This is a genomic window from Candidatus Methylacidiphilales bacterium, from assembly GCA_033875315.1.
Lineage (GTDB): Bacteria > Verrucomicrobiota > Verrucomicrobiia > Methylacidiphilales > CAZTYG01 > JANRJG01.
In genome coordinates, this window is record JANRJG010000042.1 from 52,263 (window position 1) to 67,637 (window position 15,375).

At 60.8% G+C, this 15,375-nt stretch carries 15 protein-coding genes; 3 read left to right on the forward strand and 12 right to left on the reverse strand.

The window, feature by feature from the left end; genetic code table 11:
* Positions 1 to 27 precede the first annotated feature (27 nt).
* From xseB to SFU85_13820, 5 genes are all read right to left on the reverse strand, one after another.
* A complete protein-coding gene (gene xseB / locus SFU85_13800) occupies positions 28 to 345 on the reverse strand; it encodes an exodeoxyribonuclease VII small subunit (protein ID MDX6767851.1) in 318 nt (105 codons plus the stop codon).
* Between the two features lie 61 nt (positions 346 to 406).
* On the reverse strand, positions 407 to 1,267 hold the full coding sequence (locus SFU85_13805; GenBank protein ID MDX6767852.1) for a metal ABC transporter permease: 861 nt from the start codon (positions 1,265 to 1,267) through the stop codon (positions 407 to 409).
* Complete coding sequence (locus SFU85_13810) at positions 1,264 to 2,100, reverse strand: metal ABC transporter permease (protein ID MDX6767853.1); 837 nt, start codon at positions 2,098 to 2,100, stop codon at positions 1,264 to 1,266. The genes SFU85_13805 and SFU85_13810 overlap by 4 nt, the downstream gene beginning before the upstream one ends.
* Positions 2,097 to 2,930 (reverse strand): manganese/iron ABC transporter ATP-binding protein, encoded by an 834-nt coding sequence (locus SFU85_13815; GenBank protein MDX6767854.1) that lies wholly within the window; start codon positions 2,928 to 2,930, stop codon positions 2,097 to 2,099. Before SFU85_13815 ends, SFU85_13810 begins: the two co-directional genes overlap by 4 nt.
* The gene (locus tag SFU85_13820) at positions 2,927 to 3,829 is read right to left on the reverse strand and encodes a metal ABC transporter substrate-binding protein (protein MDX6767855.1); all 903 of its coding nucleotides are present in this window, start codon (positions 3,827 to 3,829) and stop codon (positions 2,927 to 2,929) included. Before SFU85_13820 ends, SFU85_13815 begins: the two co-directional genes overlap by 4 nt.
* Before the next feature lie 94 nt (positions 3,830 to 3,923).
* Here SFU85_13820 and mntR point away from each other — a divergent pair, with 94 nt between their 5' ends.
* Positions 3,924 to 4,364 (forward strand): transcriptional regulator MntR, encoded by a 441-nt coding sequence (gene mntR, locus SFU85_13825; protein MDX6767856.1) that lies wholly within the window; start codon positions 3,924 to 3,926, stop codon positions 4,362 to 4,364.
* 206 nt (positions 4,365 to 4,570) lie between these two features.
* Here mntR and SFU85_13830 read toward each other — a convergent pair whose 3' ends face one another.
* The 3 genes from SFU85_13830 to SFU85_13840 all read right to left on the reverse strand — a co-directional run bounded on the left by SFU85_13830 (position 4,571) and on the right by SFU85_13840 (position 8,214).
* Positions 4,571 to 6,796: a heavy metal translocating P-type ATPase gene (locus SFU85_13830; GenBank protein MDX6767857.1), complete on the reverse strand. Its 2,226-nt coding sequence runs from the start codon at positions 6,794 to 6,796 to the stop codon at positions 4,571 to 4,573.
* A 6-nt stretch (positions 6,797 to 6,802) separates the two neighbouring features.
* Entirely contained in the window at positions 6,803 to 7,303 is a 501-nt protein-coding gene (locus SFU85_13835) for a hypothetical protein (GenBank protein MDX6767858.1), read from the reverse strand.
* A gap of 101 nt (positions 7,304 to 7,404) precedes the next feature.
* Entirely contained in the window at positions 7,405 to 8,214 is an 810-nt protein-coding gene (locus SFU85_13840; protein MDX6767859.1) for a UDP-2,3-diacylglucosamine diphosphatase, read from the reverse strand.
* Between the two features lie 167 nt (positions 8,215 to 8,381).
* Between SFU85_13840 and SFU85_13845 the strand changes: the two genes are divergently transcribed.
* Positions 8,382 to 8,945 (forward strand): 3'-5' exonuclease, encoded by a 564-nt coding sequence (locus SFU85_13845; GenBank protein MDX6767860.1) that lies wholly within the window; start codon positions 8,382 to 8,384, stop codon positions 8,943 to 8,945.
* A gap of 49 nt (positions 8,946 to 8,994) precedes the next feature.
* On the opposite strand, the gene SFU85_13850 is transcribed toward SFU85_13845, so the two are convergent.
* The 4 genes from SFU85_13850 to lpxA form a co-directional block, all read right to left on the reverse strand.
* Positions 8,995 to 9,702, reverse strand: coding sequence for a hypothetical protein (locus tag SFU85_13850; protein MDX6767861.1), 708 nt, complete (start codon positions 9,700 to 9,702; stop codon positions 8,995 to 8,997).
* Positions 9,703 to 9,709: 7 nt separating this feature from the next.
* Positions 9,710 to 11,716, reverse strand: coding sequence for a squalene--hopene cyclase (shc, locus tag SFU85_13855; protein ID MDX6767862.1), 2,007 nt, complete (start codon positions 11,714 to 11,716; stop codon positions 9,710 to 9,712).
* 57 nt (positions 11,717 to 11,773) lie between these two features.
* Positions 11,774 to 13,828 (reverse strand): excinuclease ABC subunit UvrB, encoded by a 2,055-nt coding sequence (uvrB, locus tag SFU85_13860; protein ID MDX6767863.1) that lies wholly within the window; start codon positions 13,826 to 13,828, stop codon positions 11,774 to 11,776.
* 96 nt (positions 13,829 to 13,924) lie between these two features.
* Positions 13,925 to 14,728: an acyl-ACP--UDP-N-acetylglucosamine O-acyltransferase gene (gene lpxA / locus SFU85_13865; protein ID MDX6767864.1), complete on the reverse strand. Its 804-nt coding sequence runs from the start codon at positions 14,726 to 14,728 to the stop codon at positions 13,925 to 13,927.
* A 199-nt stretch (positions 14,729 to 14,927) separates the two neighbouring features.
* Between lpxA and SFU85_13870 the strand changes: the two genes are divergently transcribed.
* Positions 14,928 to 15,353 carry a hypothetical protein gene (locus SFU85_13870; GenBank protein MDX6767865.1) on the forward strand — a complete coding sequence of 142 codons (426 nt, stop codon included), beginning with the start codon at positions 14,928 to 14,930 and terminating at the stop codon, positions 15,351 to 15,353.
* Positions 15,354 to 15,375: the final 22 nt, after the last annotated feature.

Below are 15,375 nucleotides of genomic sequence, written 5' to 3' on the forward strand. Positions count from 1 at the left end.
TTTCCTTTGCCCCATCGTGGGGGTATTTCAAAACAGACGGGCCTCGCCGGCAGAATCCTCTTCTGCCGGGGCAGGCTGGTCTTCCCCCTGGATGGCCGGGAGACCGCCCGGGGAAGCGGTAAATGTCCCCGACTTTTGCCGGGTTAACAATTCAATTTTTTGCTCTGCCGCCGCCAGCTTCTCGCTGCAAAGGCCCAGAAGCTTCATTCCTTCCTCGTAACGCCCGATCAGATCCTCCAAGGGCAGCTCGGGCGACTGCATCAGACCGACGAGTTCGTCGAGGCGGGCGACGGCCTGTTCAAAGGTGATATCAGCGGACTTGTCCTTGGCAGGGGGCTTGGGCATCGGGGAGTCAGACTCTGGCCGGGGCAGCGGTGAGATCAATCCCGAAAAGCAGGCGGCTGGATCAGGGGGTCAGCTGACCATTGCGCCGGGGGAAACGCATCCGGTGGGCCAACCAACCATGTTTGGGGGCAAAGAGGAGGGCCACGATGAACAAACCCGCCTGGGCCAGTACGATACAGGCCGCGGTGGACCCATCGATGCGGAAGCTGAACCAAATTCCGGCGGCACAGGCCAGCCAGGCACTGCCCACCGACCAGGCCATCATGCCCTCGAAACGGTCGCTCATGAGATAACCAATGCAGCCGGGTGTGATCAACATCGCCACCACCAGGATGATCCCCACCGCCTGCAAGGATACCACCACGGTAGCCGCCAGCAGGCAGAGCAAAAGGTAGTGAAGAAAGACCGTGTTCAAACCGATGGTCCTGGCCTGGAGGGGGTCGAAGCAAAAGAGCATCAGGTCCTTCCGGAGCACCAGGATCACCGCCAGGGTCACTCCCCCGATGGCCAAGACCTGCCGGAGCGTCTCCGGCTCAATGCCCAGAATATTGCCGAAGAGGATGTGGTCGAGGTGAAGATCGCTTTCGGTTTTGGAAAAGAGCACCAGTCCGAAGGCGAAGAGACCGGTGAAGACGATACCCAGGACAGTGTCCTCCTTCAGACGGCTGTTGGCCTTGAGAAACCCGCTGGCCGCGCCACAGAAGACCCCGCTGGCGAAGGCCCCTGCGGCCAGAGGCAACCCAAACAGGTAGGCCAGAACGATCCCGGGCAGTACGGCATGCGAGACCGCATCGCCCAGGAGGGACCAGCCCTTGAGCACCAGATAACAGGAAAGGACCGCACAAACCGTTCCCACCAACAACCCCGCGAGCAGGGCGTCCTGCATGAACGGGTGGGAAAAGGGTTCCCAGAGGCCGTTCATGGGGTGGCCCCCCGTGCGCGGGTGCAGAGGCCGCACTTCGGCGAAAACAAAAACGCGGCCAGAAAGACCAGGGTTTGCAGCACGACGATGCAGCCTCCCACTTCGCCATTGAGAAAGTAACCCGTGTAGGCCCCGGCACCCGAAACGACCGCCCCCATCAGGCCGGCTATCAACAACATGCGGTCAAACCGGTCGCTGAGCAGGTAGGCGGTGGCCCCCGGAGTCACCAGCATGGCCACCACCAGGATCGCCCCCACCGCTTGCAAGGCCGCGACGGTGATGAGCGAGAGGAGGGCCAGCAAGGTCAACTGAAGCAGGTGGACCGGAAGACCGAGCGTGCGGGCCTGACCAGGATCGAAACAAAAAAGTACCAGGTCTTTCCACTTCAGTCCCAGGACCAGCAAAGCCGTGGCCGAGATCAGGACCATTTGCACCATGTCCGCGCGGGCGATGCCGAGGATGTTGCCAAAAACAATCGTCCTCAGATTGACCTCGGAGGGATGGAGCGATATGAGAAACAGGCCCAGGGCAAAAAAGGCGGTGAAAACCACCCCGATGACCGCATCCTCGCGCAACCGGGTGCGGGCCTTGACCAACCCCATGCCGAGCGCAGCCAGCATTCCGGTTGAGAATGCCCCCAGGACCATGGGCAATCCCAGGATGTGGGCGATGGCCACTCCTGGCACGACCGAATGGGAAAGGGCATCCCCCATCAACGACCAACCCTTGAGGATGACAAAACAGGAAAGCAAGCCGCAGACCCCGCCGATGAGCGCGCTCATCACCATGGCCCGGACCATAAAATCGTATTGCAAGGGTTCCAACCAGTTCATTCTTCCACCCGGTCCTCGATTTTCCCGCCATGTCCAAGCACCAACGGCCGCTCGTCATCGGTCAACACGATTGGATTATCACCCGGAGCATCGTCCAGGCGGAAATGGCGCAACTTGCCGCCGAAAGCCCGCCCAAGATTCTCGGCGGTGAAGACCTCGACCGTGGGACCATGCGCCAGCACCGTGCGGTTGATCAGCACCACTTGATCACAAAATTCCGGCACCGATCCGAGATTGTGGGTCGAAACCAGGATGATGTGTCCGGAAGCGCGCAGCTCGCGCAACACCTCGATGATGGATATCTCGGTCTTCACATCGACGCCGGTGAAGGGTTCATCCAGGAGAATAACCTTTGCCTCCTGGGCCAGGGCGCGGGCCAGGAAGACGCGCTTCTTCTGTCCGCCGGAAAGCTCCCCGATCTGGCGGTCCTGCAGACCCTCCAGCCCGACACGCTCCAAGCTCCGCCGCACGGCCTCGCGGTCGGCCGCGCGGGGGATGCGCAGGAAGTTCATGTGGCCGTAGCGCCCCATCATGACCACATCCCGGACCAGAACCGGGAAACTCCAGTCGACTTCCTCCGCCTGGGGCACGTAGGCCAGCAGATTCCTGCGGCAGGCTTGGGGCACACTCAGGCCACCGATGGTGACCTCGCCCTCGGTCGGCCGGACAAAACCGACAATGGCTTTGAAGAGGGTCGACTTTCCACTGCCATTGACCCCGACGAGGGCACAGATCACTCCGGTTTCCAAACGGAAGGTGGCATCGTAAAGGGCGGTGTTCCCGTTGCTGTAGGTCACGGTCACCTTGGCCACATCAACAGAAAAACTCATGGACGGTCCTCCGGGGTGAAACCGCGGACAATGGTGTTGGCGTTGGTTTCAAGCAGTTTCAAATAAGTCGGTGCCGGACCATCCGGCCCGGTGAGGGAATCAACATACAAGACGCCGCCGTAGCGTGCCCCGGTTTCCTGGGCGATCTGCCGGGCCGGCTTGTCACTGACCGTACTTTCGGAGAAGACCACCGGGATTTTCTCCCGGCGCACGATATCGATGACTTTGCGCACCTGTTGCGGTGTGCCCTGTTGGTCGGCATTGATCGGCCAGAGATACAATTGCTTCATTCCGTAATCCCGGGCCAGGTAAGAAAAAGCCCCCTCGCTGCTGACCAGCCAACGGCGCTCGGCCGGGATGGAATCCAAAGCTTGGCGGAGCGGAGCGTCCGCCGCACGGATCTGCTCGGTGTAGGCACGGGCATTGGCCGAGTAGACCGCCTCGTTCGCCGGATCCAGTTTCGCAAGGGCCGCGCGCACGTTTTCCACATAAATCAAGGCGTTGGCTGGCGACATCCAGGCATGGGGATTCGGTTTTCCGGTGTAGGGTCCCTCGCTGATGCCCATCGGCTCGATGCCCTCGGTCAACACCACACCCGGCACCCGGCCGAGGCGGCGGAGAAATTTCTCGAACCAACGTTCCAGATTCAGACCGTTCCACAAGATCAAGTCAGCCTGCTGGGCCCGGACCATATCACCCGGCGTCGGCTCATATCCATGGATTTCCGCCCCCGGCTTGGTGATGGAGACCACCTCCGCCGCATCCCCCGCCACATGGGCGGCGATGTCCTGCAGGATGGTGAACGTGGTCAGGACACGTTTCTTGCCCGTCGCAGCCTGTCCGGGCAGGGATGAGGCCATGACCAGCAGCAGAAAAAGCAAAAGGGGCCGGAGCTTCATCGGCCCAACCTAGACTCTCTTGAGTTAGATGCAACTAACTTTTTAAGACCATATTAACATTGCTAGCCGGGCTTATTCCGCTTAGGGTCTCCCCATGGCCCAGCCCGTGGCTCCCCTGCTTTCGCAGAGCATTGAAGACTACCTGGAACGGATCTACGAGTTGATCGAACTCAAGGGCTACGCCCGCGTCTCCGACATTGCCGAGGCCCTGCGTTTCACCCGTCCCAGTGTCTCCATCATGGTCAAGCGCCTGGACAAACTGGGCTTCCTGCGATACGAGAAGTATCGCGGCCTGACCCTGACGGAAAAGGGCCGGGAGGTGGCCCGGCGCATCCAACGCCGGCACGTCATTCTAACCGAGTTCTTCACCCTTCTCGGGCTGGACCGCAACGTCATCGCACGCGACGTCGAAGGCATTGAACACCACGTCAGCTCGGAGAGCCTGGAAAAATTGGAACGGATTGTGGAATACTGGGCCCGCCACCCGGCGGAACTCCGCCGGATCATTCCCGGAGCGGGCAAGAACCGTCCCTGACTGTCCGCTCAAGCCATAACGATGCCGTTGCTCACCGCGAAGATCGCGAAGGACGCGATGTATTTGGGACTTGGATACTGAAAAAATTCAATTCACCAGTCGGTGAGTCTGAATCCGAGGGCAATGAGCTTGAATGGCTCTGTATTTTATTCATATCCAACTATTTCGACTTCGCGCCCTTCGCGCCCTTCGTGGTGAACAACCGCTCAACGCCGGAAAAGCAGGCGCAGGCTGTTGAGACAAACCAGCACCGTACTACCCTCGTGGGCCATCACGCCGAGGCTGAGGGGGATTTTCCCGGTCAAAGACCCCAACGCCATCACGACCACCGTACCAAAGGCCACGACCAAATTTTGTCGGATGATGGTGCGGGCCCTGCGGCTGAGCAGGTAGGCCTTCAGGAAAAGATCGATGCGGTCGTTCATGAGCACAACGTCGCTTTGCTCGACCGCGGCATCGCTGCCCCTGGCCCCCATGCCGACAGCCACTTGGGCCGCGGCCAGGCTGGGCGCATCATTGATTCCGTCGCCCACCATGGCCACCACATGGCCCTCGCGGGTCAACTCCTCGATGGCGCGCACTTTGTCCGCAGGCAACAACCCGCCGCGGATATCCTTGGCATCGAGCCCGATCTCCGCCCCGACCTGGTCCGCCACCTGCTGCCGGTCCCCGGTCAACATGACGGTGCGCAGCCCGAGTTCATGCAACGATTCCAGCACCGGCTTGGATTCCACGCGCACCCGGTCGCGCAGGAGCATGCGTCCCAGAACATCGCCCTTGAGAATCCAGATTTCGCTGCAGGCCGCTTCGGGAAGGGGCACGGCATCGACCAGAGCGGCCACCGCCCCCTGGGCCACCAGTTCACGACGACCGATGACGCACAATTCCCCGTTCAGCCGTGCACTCACGCCCTGGCCGGTGTGGTTTTGGAAATCGCCCACCCCGAGGTCGCTCAATCCCTGCTTGCGTCCGTAACGCACGATGGCCCGGGCGATCGGGTGTGAAGCCTGCACTTCCATGCTGTAGGCAAGTTCGGCCACATCGCGTTCGCGACCCGGGGGCAGACTGAGGACCTGCTCGACTTCCAATTCGCCGGAGGTGAGGGTTCCGGTTTTGTCGAGGGCCACACAGTCGACACGAGCCAATTCTTCGACAGCCGCCCCGCCACGGAAAAGGAAACCCTGACGGGCACCGGCAGCGATGGCGGCCAGGATGGCGGAGGGGATGGAGAGAACGAGGGCGCACGGGCTCATGACCACCATCAAGGTCATAGCACGGTAAAACGCGGAGTATCCATCGTTGTTCTCAAAAGGGGGGACCTTGAGAACGATCCACCAAACAAAAAACATCAATGCCGTGCAGCCCAGAACCACCCAGGTGTAACCGGTGCCGAAACGGTCGGTGAACCGTTGAGCGGGGGCGCGGCGGTTTTGTGCGTTGCGGATGAGGTCGATGATTTTCTGCAACGCACTTTGCCGGAGCGGCCGGAGCACCCTGGCCTTGACCGAACCCCAGGTGTTGAGTGTGCCGCCGAACACCTCGTCGCCGGGATTCTTGGCCACTGGAAGACTCTCCCCGGTCAGGGCCGATTCATCGGCCGCCGTCTGGCCGTCGGTCAACAGCGAATCCACCGCGAACAAATCCCCCGGCCGCACGACGAGGATATCGCCCGGCTGGAGGGATTCGGCCGGGACCTCCTCCTCGGAGCCGTCGGACCGGAGGCGGATGGCATGGCGCGGGGTGGCCTTGAGCAGGGAGTCGATGGCTCCGCGGGTGCGGTGGGAAGCGTAGGCCTCCATGGCCCCGGAGGCGGAAAACAGGAAGAGCAGCAGGGCTCCCTCACCCCAGGCTCCCACCAACGAAGCTCCGGCGGCGACCGCCAGCATGAGGAAGTGAATATCCAGACGTCCACGGCGCAGGTTGTGCCAGGCATCCTCGGCCGCGTCGCGTCCACCGGCCAGCAGGGCTCCGGCATAGAAGACCACATCCAGCCATGAAGGGCCCAATTGCAGCTTGTGCACCAGAAAACCGGAGACCAGCAGGGCCCCACAGATGCCGGCATAAGTGGCCAGTTCGCGCCAGTCCTCTTCTTCCTCCTCCTCCTCGAACCAATCCAGCTCCCGCCATTTCCAGAATGTCGGCGCCGTCGGGCACGTGGGCTTGCGCAATACCGTTCCGTCACCTTCCTTGTCCACGCGGATGGAGGGACTCAAACCGGTGCGTTGTTCCGGCAAGAGGGCCTCGACTTCGGCCAACGATTGGCGCAGGGCTTCCTGCAAGGCGGCGACATCGACATTCCCCAACGTGGCCACGCTCAGGCGGCGGTTTTCCGGGTCGATCCGCACCGCCTCGACCCCAGGCTGGGAAATGAGGAAACGCGACAGGCCGACCAGGCGCAAGTCGTCGGAATCAGCAGGTGCCGAGAAAGACATGACGGCTCACTCTACCTGGCCGGTCCCGGGCGAAAGAGCCTTGCCGGTGCGAAACTCGGGGTGACGGATCTTGCCCCCGGCTTCGGCCACCCGGATCGTTCCTACGATGACAAAAATCATCCAAGCCGAAAAAACAAGCACGGAAGGGAGAGCGAAGCGGGGCCAACGAGTCAAGACCACCGCCAATACCACGGCCAGTCCCCCCGAAAGATAGATGGCCCAGGAAAGACCTTCGGCGGCTTCCTCGTGTTCATGCAGCCATCCTTCCCCCTCCCCGTCCAAGGCGGGCTGGATCAGGCCTTTCTCAAATCGTTCTTCCGCCTCTTCACCGGTATACATCACTCCGGCAGTGGCCAAAGCCATCGCCGCGATCAACCCGAGGGCCGTCAATTGGACAGGTGGAGTCTTGAATACAGTTCCCACCCAGAGGATCAACAACCCAATGGGAATGCCCACGATGGGCAAATGATTGAGGGCTATGTGGAGGTGTTCGGGGGTCAGGTTCATGTTCCTTCTTTTGTTAAGAAGACACATTACCCACACTAATTGAGAACAACAAGCTCGATTGGAGGATAAATATCTCCACTACAATCAATTACACTTGAGACTCAAACTCGCGTGAGAACCGCTTGCGGGCTCGACAACTCGTTCTCTTTGGGCGCCAAGTCCGACTGCTCACCAACTGATTGGACGTGCAGGTCCCGCAGGAGTTCAATCCGTCCATCCATGTGCTCGACCAAGGCGGAGCAGCTTTCGACCCAGTCGCCCGAGTTGTAATAGTGGGTGTTCCCCAATTGGCGATCGGCCGCATGGTGGATATGGCCGCAGAGCACGGCATCCACCTGGTAATCCTCCGCATAGCGCACCACGGCCTGTTCGAAATCACCGATGAAGCTGACCACGTTCTTGACCTCGTTTTTGACAAAAGCGCTGAGCGACCAATAGGGCCGTCCCAAGAGACGACGCCCCAAGTTCACCACCCCGTTGAGGTTGAGGAGGATCTTGTAACCCAAATCACCAATGTGGGCCAGCCAGCCCAGATTCTGCACCACCACATCCAGTTCATGCCCATGGATGACCAGGATACGGCGACCATCGACCGTGGTGTGGATGTCGTTTTTGCGCACGGTCACGGAACCGTAAGGTCCGAGAAATCCGCCCAGAAATTCATCGTGGTTGCCCGGGATATAAATCAACTCCGTGCCTTTGCGTGATTTGCGCAAAAGCTTCTGGATCACGTCGTTGTGGTCCTGTGGCCAGTAGATCCCGCGACGCAGGGCCCAGATGTCGATGATATCGCCGACCAGATAAAGGCGGTCGAACTCATGGTGCTTCATGAACTCCAAAAGTGCGGCGGCTTTGCTCCCCCGCGTGCCGAGGTGAACATCCGAAATCCAGCAAGTGCGATAATGGGCCATGGGTGTCAGGTATACTAGGCGTTGTTATTCACAATTTATTCACATACTAGCCATGGGTGTGTCATGACCATTGCAGCAAAGAGGCAATTATGTGACAATCAACTTTTCCCGAGTAAGTCCCACGGAATGGACTTCTCAAGCACCCCACCCGCTCCCATCTTCCTCCCATGACCTACGGCAAGGCGCGCTACGCCGCCATCGATTTTGAATCCGCCGGCAGCGCCCCGGGAAAAACCGATGCCCCGATCCAGCTGGGCATCGCCCTGATGGAAGGGGGGACGATCCAAACAGAAGGAGCTCTCCGCACCTATCTCCGCACCGATCGCCCGGTCACTTGGACCGCACAACAGGTCCATGGCATCACCGACGGCGACCTGGCCGACGCACCGTCCCTGGCGGAACTATGGCCGGAGATTCAACGAAGGCTGACCGGCCGCGTCATCGTGGCCCACAGCGCGGCGACGGAGAAGCGGTTCCTGCGCCTCTTCCCCACCCACCGTTTCGGCCCTTGGGTCGACACCCTGGCTCTCGGGCGGGAAATCCATCCCGGGCTGGCCTCACACCGGCTCGGCGACCTGGTGCAGGCACTGGATCTGGAGTCGTCACTGGCATTGGCCTGCCCGGGTTTGCGCTGGCATGACGCACTCTATGATGCCACAGCCAGTCTGATTCTCCTGGCCCGCCTGATCCGGGATGGGGCAATGGAAAACCTTCCCCTGGAAAGTCACTGAATCCCGGCGCCGCTTTCCAAGGAAAGCGATCGAATTGGAATATCGGATATTACTCGGGGGCTTCGAGTTCTTTCACCACTTGGGCGACAAACATGGTCAGCTTGGCCCGCACCTCGGGCAATGGAGCCAGGAAATCCTTGAAGGCTTTGATCCGGTCCTGGTTGAAAGCAAGATGGGCGATGAGCTTCAACGGCGAGGTGCGCCCGGTGTGCATGTTGTAGCCCTGGGAAAGCACATCGTTGGGGATGTCCTCGGTGGCCAGATCGCTGACGGCGCGGATGCTGAGAAAATCCAGACAGTAGGGCAGCACGGCCCGGGCGACCGCATCGGTTTCCATGTCGACGATCTGGCAGTTGAACTCTCGACCGATGGCCTGCTTCTGCTCCGCGGTCGAAACCACCGTGGGCGATGGGTAAACCTTGGCGATGTCGAATCCGGGCAGGAGTCGGAGGTAATTGATCAGGGCCTCCGAGCTGTAATCCTGGACGATGATGATTTGACCGCGTGCCATTTGCGGGGACAACGCCCCGGCGAATCCGGCCAGGATCACCTGGCTGACCTCGAAATGCTTCAAGACCGATTCGGTTCCCCGGGCCGAAAGTTCGGGCCCCATCCCGATCACGGCCAAAACGACCGAGGCCCGGCCCAGCTTTCCCTCGTGGACCGTGATGTGGTCAACCACGCGTGTACTGCGATGACTCAACGCACCGAGGAAATCCTTGGCTTCGTATTCGGTGGGAAAAAGGACGGCGATCATGGCAAGTTCAGGAGACCGGGGAAATGGCGCCGCGCGCCCGGAGGAGTTGGCGGAATTCCGACAAGGCGATCATGGGCCAGTTGGTCCGGTAGAGGTCGTATTTTAGGTAGAAGACGCAGGGAAATCCGGTCCCGGTGATGTAGTCCTCGCGCCAACTGCCGTCCTCGCTTTGGGTGGCGGAAAGGTATTGCACGGCGCGGACCACGCTGGCACGGGCCGGTTCCTGAAAGACCAGCATCCCCATCAAGGCCCATGCCGTCTGCGAGGGCGTGCTCGGCCCCTGACCCTTGAGACGCGCATCGTCGTAAGACGCGCACGTTTCACCCCATCCGCCATCGGGGTTCTGACAGGACTCCAGCCAGTCGCGAGCGCGCACGATCCAGTCCTGGTTCATGTCCTCGCCGATGTAATACAATCCGCGCAGGGCCTGCCAGGTGCCGTAGACATAATTGACCCCCCAACGACCCCACCACGAACCATCCTCCTCCTGGGTTTGACGGAGGTAGCGGATGGCCTTCTGCAGGAACTTTTCCTTTTTGTTGAAGCCGTATCTGCCAAAACACTCGAGCACGCGGGCGGTGATGTCACTGCACGGCGGATCGAGGATGGCCTTGTGGTCGGCGAAGGGCACATGGTCGAGCCACTTCTTGGTCACGTCCTTGTCGAAAGCCGCGTAACCACCGTTTTTGCACTGGAAACTGGCGGCCCAGGGCAGGGCCCGCTGGATGGCCTCCAGTTTCGCCTTCTCGTCGGTGGCCTCGATCATCCGCAGGGCCAGGAGGATCTTCACCGTGTCGTCGACGTCGGGGTAATACTTGTTGTTGTATTCAAAAGCCCAGCCGCTGGGCTCGCCCTTGTAGCGGTTCTTGACCGCCCAATCACCCTTGAACCGCACTTCGTTGCGCACCAAGTAATCGGCGGCTTTGACCAGTTGGGGGTCGTTTTTCGGGACCCCGGAACTGGCCAGGGCCACGCTGGTGATGGCGGTGTCCCAGATCGGGGAAAAGCAGGGCTGGAACCGGTAATCGTCTTTTTCTTTGTCGAAGACTTCGAAGTCGTAGAAGTGTTTCTCGTTCTTTTTGACCAGCGGGTGATCGTCGGGGTAGCCTAGACAACGCAGGGCAATGAGGGTGTTGAGGATGCTGGGGAAGATCGCGCCGATCCCATCGGAACCCTCGCCGCAACGCGCCACCATCCAATCCTCGGCCTTTTTCAGGGCGCAGGCCCGGAAAGGCTTCCAGGGAATGGCTTCGACCATCTTGAGGATGCGGTCGACGAGAAGGAAAAGGTTGCGGAGCGTGAACCACTTCTTGTCCCGGGGGAGCGAAAAGTCCTGGCCCTCCGTTCCATAGGGGTAGAGTTCATGGAGTTGTTTCTCCGGAGGGAGGAGCTTGGTCGGACGGAAGTGGTTGATGACGGCCAGCGGCACGAACATGTTCCGCGTCCACGACGACAATTCGTAAATATTGAAGAAAAACCAATTGGGCAGGAGCATGGCCTCGGCTGGAATGGTGGGCAGATACTTCCAGGGAAACTGGCCAATGAGGGCCAGGTAAAGCTTCCCGTAGGTGTTCATCTTGGGAATTCCCCCCAGTCGCAGGATGGTGGCGTGGGCCTTCTTCATCACCGCATCGTCCGGGCTGAAGCCGGCCATCTTGAGGGCGAAGTAACACTTCACCGAGGCGTTGATTTCACTCGGTCCGCCATGATAGGTGGTCCACCCCCCGTCGGGCAACTGGCGGTCGAGGATGTGCTTCACGATCCGGGCCTGGCGTTCCATGTTGATTTCCCCGCGCCAATACTCCAGCAGCAGGACGTCGCAGACCAGGGTGGTGTCCACGATGAGTTCGCCGATCCAGTGTCCGTCCTCCTTCTGCAGGCTTCGCAGGTAGGTCTGGGTGCGGGCGATGGCCTGGTCGACCTTGGCCGCCAGGGACGGTTCAACTTGCAACTTGAGGTGGTGCTGGCCCAGGGTGAACGTGCTCACCGAGGACTGGGTATCACTGCTGGACATGGGGCGAAACACTATCCAAGCCAGTCCGTCCGTCAATGGCGCAACCCGGGCGGGCCCTCAACCCCGGGCTTTGCTTTTGCGCCGGCCGCCCCGCGCGTAGGTCACCGCGGCCCCCGGTTTGCCCGGCGAGGTCACCGTGGCCGGCAGGCCCAGGGTCTTCTTCAGGTCGAGGATCTGGTCGCGCAGCAAAGCCGCCTTCTCGAACTCCAGCTTCGAGGAGGCTCCCACCATTTCGTCCTCCAGCTCTTTCAGGACCGCCACCGCGTCCTGGTCCCCCGCTCCTTTCCGGACCACGGCCTCTTCCACTGCCCGGCCCTTGAGCACGGTCTGGAGGCTTTCCTGGATGCCCCGGCGGACGGACTGCGGGGTGATGTGGTGTTCCCGGTTGAAGGCAATCTGCCGCGTCCGGCGGTATTCCGTCACCTCCAGGAGCCGCTTGATCGAACGGGTGAGGATATCGGCGAAGAGCACCACATGTCCGTTGATATGTCGCGCGGCCCGGCCCGCCGTCTGGATCAGCGAGGTCTCGGAACGCAGGTAACCTTCCTTGTCCGCATCGAGTATGCAGACCAGGGAAACCTCCGGCAGGTCGAGTCCCTCCCGCAGCAGGTTGATTCCGACCAGGATGTCGAATTCACCCGCCCGGAGATTGCGCAGGATCTCCACCCGTTCGATGGCGTCCACCTCGGAATGCAGATACTGGACCTTCAATCCGGCCTCGCGCAGATAATCGGTCAAATCTTCCGCTGTCCGCTTGGTCAGCGTGGTCACCAGGACGCGTTCGCCCCGGGCGATGCGCTCGCGGGCCAGGCCGATGGTTTCGTCGATCTGACCCTTGAGGGGTTTGACTGTGATCAGTGGATCGATCAACCCGGTCGGACGGATCACCTGCTCGACCGTCGGTCCGCCCGCTGCCTTGAGTTCATAGGGTCCCGGGGTGGCGGAAACATAAACGGTCTGCTTCATCAGTGCTTCGAACTCGGGAAAATTCAACGGACGGTTGTCCAAAGCCGAGGGCAGGCGGAACCCGTGCTCCACCAGCACGGTCTTGCGCGCCCGGTCCCCCGCATACATGCCGCCGATTTGCGGCACGGTGGCATGCGACTCATCGATGATGAGGAGCGTATCCTCGGGAAAAAAGTCGATCAGGGTGTAAGGCCGTGCCCCCGGCGGCCGCCCGCTGAGGTGGCGTGAATAATTTTCGATCCCGGGACAGAAACCCATTTCCTGCATCAGGTCGATGTCGTAGGCCGTGCGCATCTTGATCCGCTGGGCCTCCAGCAAACGCCCCTCCTTCTCGAAGAGCCGGATGCGTTCTTCCAACTCGGTCTGGATGTCGTTGATCGCGCGGCGCATCTTGTCCGCGGGGGTGATGAAGTGCTTGGCCGGAAAAACCGTCACTTCCCGCAATGATTCCAAGGTGTCACCGGTCAGGATGTCGAAACGCGTGATCCGGTCGATCTCATCGCCAAAAAACTCGATGCGCAGGGCGTCTTCGGTGTAGGCCGGGCACAGCTCGACGACATCACCCCGGACCCGGAACTGGCCACGCTCGAGCGTGACCGGGTTGCGCTCATAGAGGATTTCGACCAAACGGGCCAGGAATGCGTCCCGCCCGGCCTGCTGGCCGACCGCAAGGGGCATGACCATGCCCTTGTAGTCCTCCGGCGAACCGAGGCCGTAGATGCAGCTGACACTGGCCACCACGATGGTGTCGCGGCGCGTCAGCAGCGAACTGGTCGCGGACAAACGCAAACGCTCGATCTCCTCGTTGATACTGGAATCCTTCTCGATGTAGGTGTCGGTCCTGGGGATGTAGGCCTCGGGCTGGTAGTAGTCGAAGTAGCTGACGAAATATTCAACGGCGTTTTCGGGGAAGAAGGATTTGAATTCGCTGTAGAGCTGGGCGGCGAGTGTTTTGTTGTGGGAAATGATCAGGGTCGGGCGCTGGAGTTGCTGGATGACATTGGCCATGGTGAAGGTCTTGCCCGAGCCGGTGACGCCGACGAGCACACTGTGCTTCTCCCCGGCCCGGATGTTGCGGACCAATCCCTCGATGGCCCGGGGTTGGTCACCCATCGGGGCGTAGGAGGATTGCAGTCGGAAGTCCATATGCGGAAGAACAAGGTAAACGATCCCGGACGGACAACAAGGTCGCTGGCGGGATTCCGGCTTTAGCCCGGTCCCAAGGCAGATCCCCGGAACGGGCTATTCGTCCTCTGCGCCGGCGGTTGTGTCACGCCATCCGCAAAGGCCTCGTTTGGTCGTTTCGGCAAACTGCACCAACAGGTCGATGTCGGCGTGTTGCAGGTCGGCATCGACGCGGATCGCTTCGAGCGCCTGGGTCCGGTTCAGGGGGGAATGGCAAAGCAACTCCACCGCACGAAGGATGCGGCGACGGCGGGCATCGTCAAAACCGTTGCGGCGGAGTCCAACCTTGTTCAAACCCGAAAGCGTGTTGGTGTGGGTGGCCATGCAATAGGGCGGGACGTCCCTTCCCAGTCGGGTCAGACCCCGGATCATGGCATAGGCCCCGATGCGGGTGAACTGGTGCACCACCGCGGCCCCACCGACAAAGGCCCGGGCCCCGACCTCGACGTAACCGGCAAGCAGGACGTTGTTGACCAAAATAACGTGGTCCTCCAAGCGGCAATTGTGGGCCACGTGAGAACCCGCCATGAGGTAGCAGTTTCTGCCGATCCACGTGCGCGTGCCTTCCTGGGTCCCGCGATGGACGGTCACGTACTCGCGGATGACGGTGTCGTCCCCGATCTCGGTGGCACTGGCCGCCCCCCGGTAGGCCAGATCCTGGGGATCACCCCCGATGAGTGCTCCCACCCCCACCTTGACCCGTGACCCAAGGACGGTCTTTCCGGTCAGGAAAGCGCGGGGGCCGATTGAACAACCAGGCCCGAGGACCACCCCCGCCCCGATGATGGCGTCGGGGCCGACGACACATCCGTCCCCCAGAATGGCTTGTGGGTCCACCATGGCACGGGGATGAATGTCCATAAACGCCTAATCGACACGGATTTCAAGCGGTCGGCAATCTGAAAATACCAGCGCCATCGGCCGTGAACTTGTGGTTAGAGCTAAGGTTCCCTGTTCAAGAATCATCCGCACATCGAACGCATCTCGAAGATGGGCCCGCGGATCAACCTTCCAGTTATTTACTAATTCGTAACAAAACCCCGTTCCCTTAGCATGGAAAATGCTTTTCAACACACTCATGAAGCTTCCCATGTCGGTTTTCTTGGTCTTGGCGCTGACCTTTGCCACCTCTTCCATCTTGGAAGCCGGCAGCACGATCGTCGGATCCCCCTCACCGCAATCACCCGCGGTTTCCGAGGCTCTGGCCGAGTGCCAGGCCAAGTGCGACTGCTTGGGCAAGGACTTGGAAACGGCCAAGGCGGAGATTGCCCGGCTGACCGCACTGCTGGCCGAGAAAGACGCACGTATTCTTGCCTTGGAAGAGGAAAACACCCGGCTCAAACAGCCGCAGCCCCCCGCCCCCGCCGCAGAACCGGCAAAGCCTCCGTTTCCCGCCTGGCTACCCTGGCTCCTCATCGTCATCGCCGCCATCATCGGTTTCGTGATCGGACGGGGCTCCGCGGGCGGGACCGGCAGCACCAAGTAACCCGGCCTCTTCCAAGGCCACC

What these genes read in the sequence shown, in the direction of transcription:
- xseB (MDX6767851.1), bottom strand. Translation starts at nt 345, where the DNA reads ATGCCCAAGCCCCCTGCCAAGGACAAGTCCGCTGATATCACCTTTGAA.
- SFU85_13805 (MDX6767852.1), bottom strand. Translation starts at nt 1,267, where the DNA reads ATGAACGGCCTCTGGGAACCCTTTTCCCACCCGTTCATGCAGGACGCC.
- SFU85_13810 (MDX6767853.1), bottom strand. Translation starts at nt 2,100, where the DNA reads ATGAACTGGTTGGAACCCTTGCAATACGATTTTATGGTCCGGGCCATG.
- SFU85_13815 (MDX6767854.1), bottom strand. Translation starts at nt 2,930, where the DNA reads ATGAGTTTTTCTGTTGATGTGGCCAAGGTGACCGTGACCTACAGCAAC.
- SFU85_13820 (MDX6767855.1), bottom strand. Translation starts at nt 3,829, where the DNA reads ATGAAGCTCCGGCCCCTTTTGCTTTTTCTGCTGCTGGTCATGGCCTCA.
- mntR (MDX6767856.1), top strand. Translation starts at nt 3,924, where the DNA reads ATGGCCCAGCCCGTGGCTCCCCTGCTTTCGCAGAGCATTGAAGACTAC.
- SFU85_13830 (MDX6767857.1), bottom strand. Translation starts at nt 6,796, where the DNA reads ATGTCTTTCTCGGCACCTGCTGATTCCGACGACTTGCGCCTGGTCGGC.
- SFU85_13835 (MDX6767858.1), bottom strand. Translation starts at nt 7,303, where the DNA reads ATGAACCTGACCCCCGAACACCTCCACATAGCCCTCAATCATTTGCCC.
- SFU85_13840 (MDX6767859.1), bottom strand. Translation starts at nt 8,214, where the DNA reads ATGGCCCATTATCGCACTTGCTGGATTTCGGATGTTCACCTCGGCACG.
- SFU85_13845 (MDX6767860.1), top strand. Translation starts at nt 8,382, where the DNA reads ATGACCTACGGCAAGGCGCGCTACGCCGCCATCGATTTTGAATCCGCC.
- SFU85_13850 (MDX6767861.1), bottom strand. Translation starts at nt 9,702, where the DNA reads ATGATCGCCGTCCTTTTTCCCACCGAATACGAAGCCAAGGATTTCCTC.
- shc (MDX6767862.1), bottom strand. Translation starts at nt 11,716, where the DNA reads ATGTCCAGCAGTGATACCCAGTCCTCGGTGAGCACGTTCACCCTGGGC.
- uvrB (MDX6767863.1), bottom strand. Translation starts at nt 13,828, where the DNA reads ATGGACTTCCGACTGCAATCCTCCTACGCCCCGATGGGTGACCAACCC.
- lpxA (MDX6767864.1), bottom strand. Translation starts at nt 14,728, where the DNA reads ATGGACATTCATCCCCGTGCCATGGTGGACCCACAAGCCATTCTGGGG.
- SFU85_13870 (MDX6767865.1), top strand. Translation starts at nt 14,928, where the DNA reads ATGCTTTTCAACACACTCATGAAGCTTCCCATGTCGGTTTTCTTGGTC.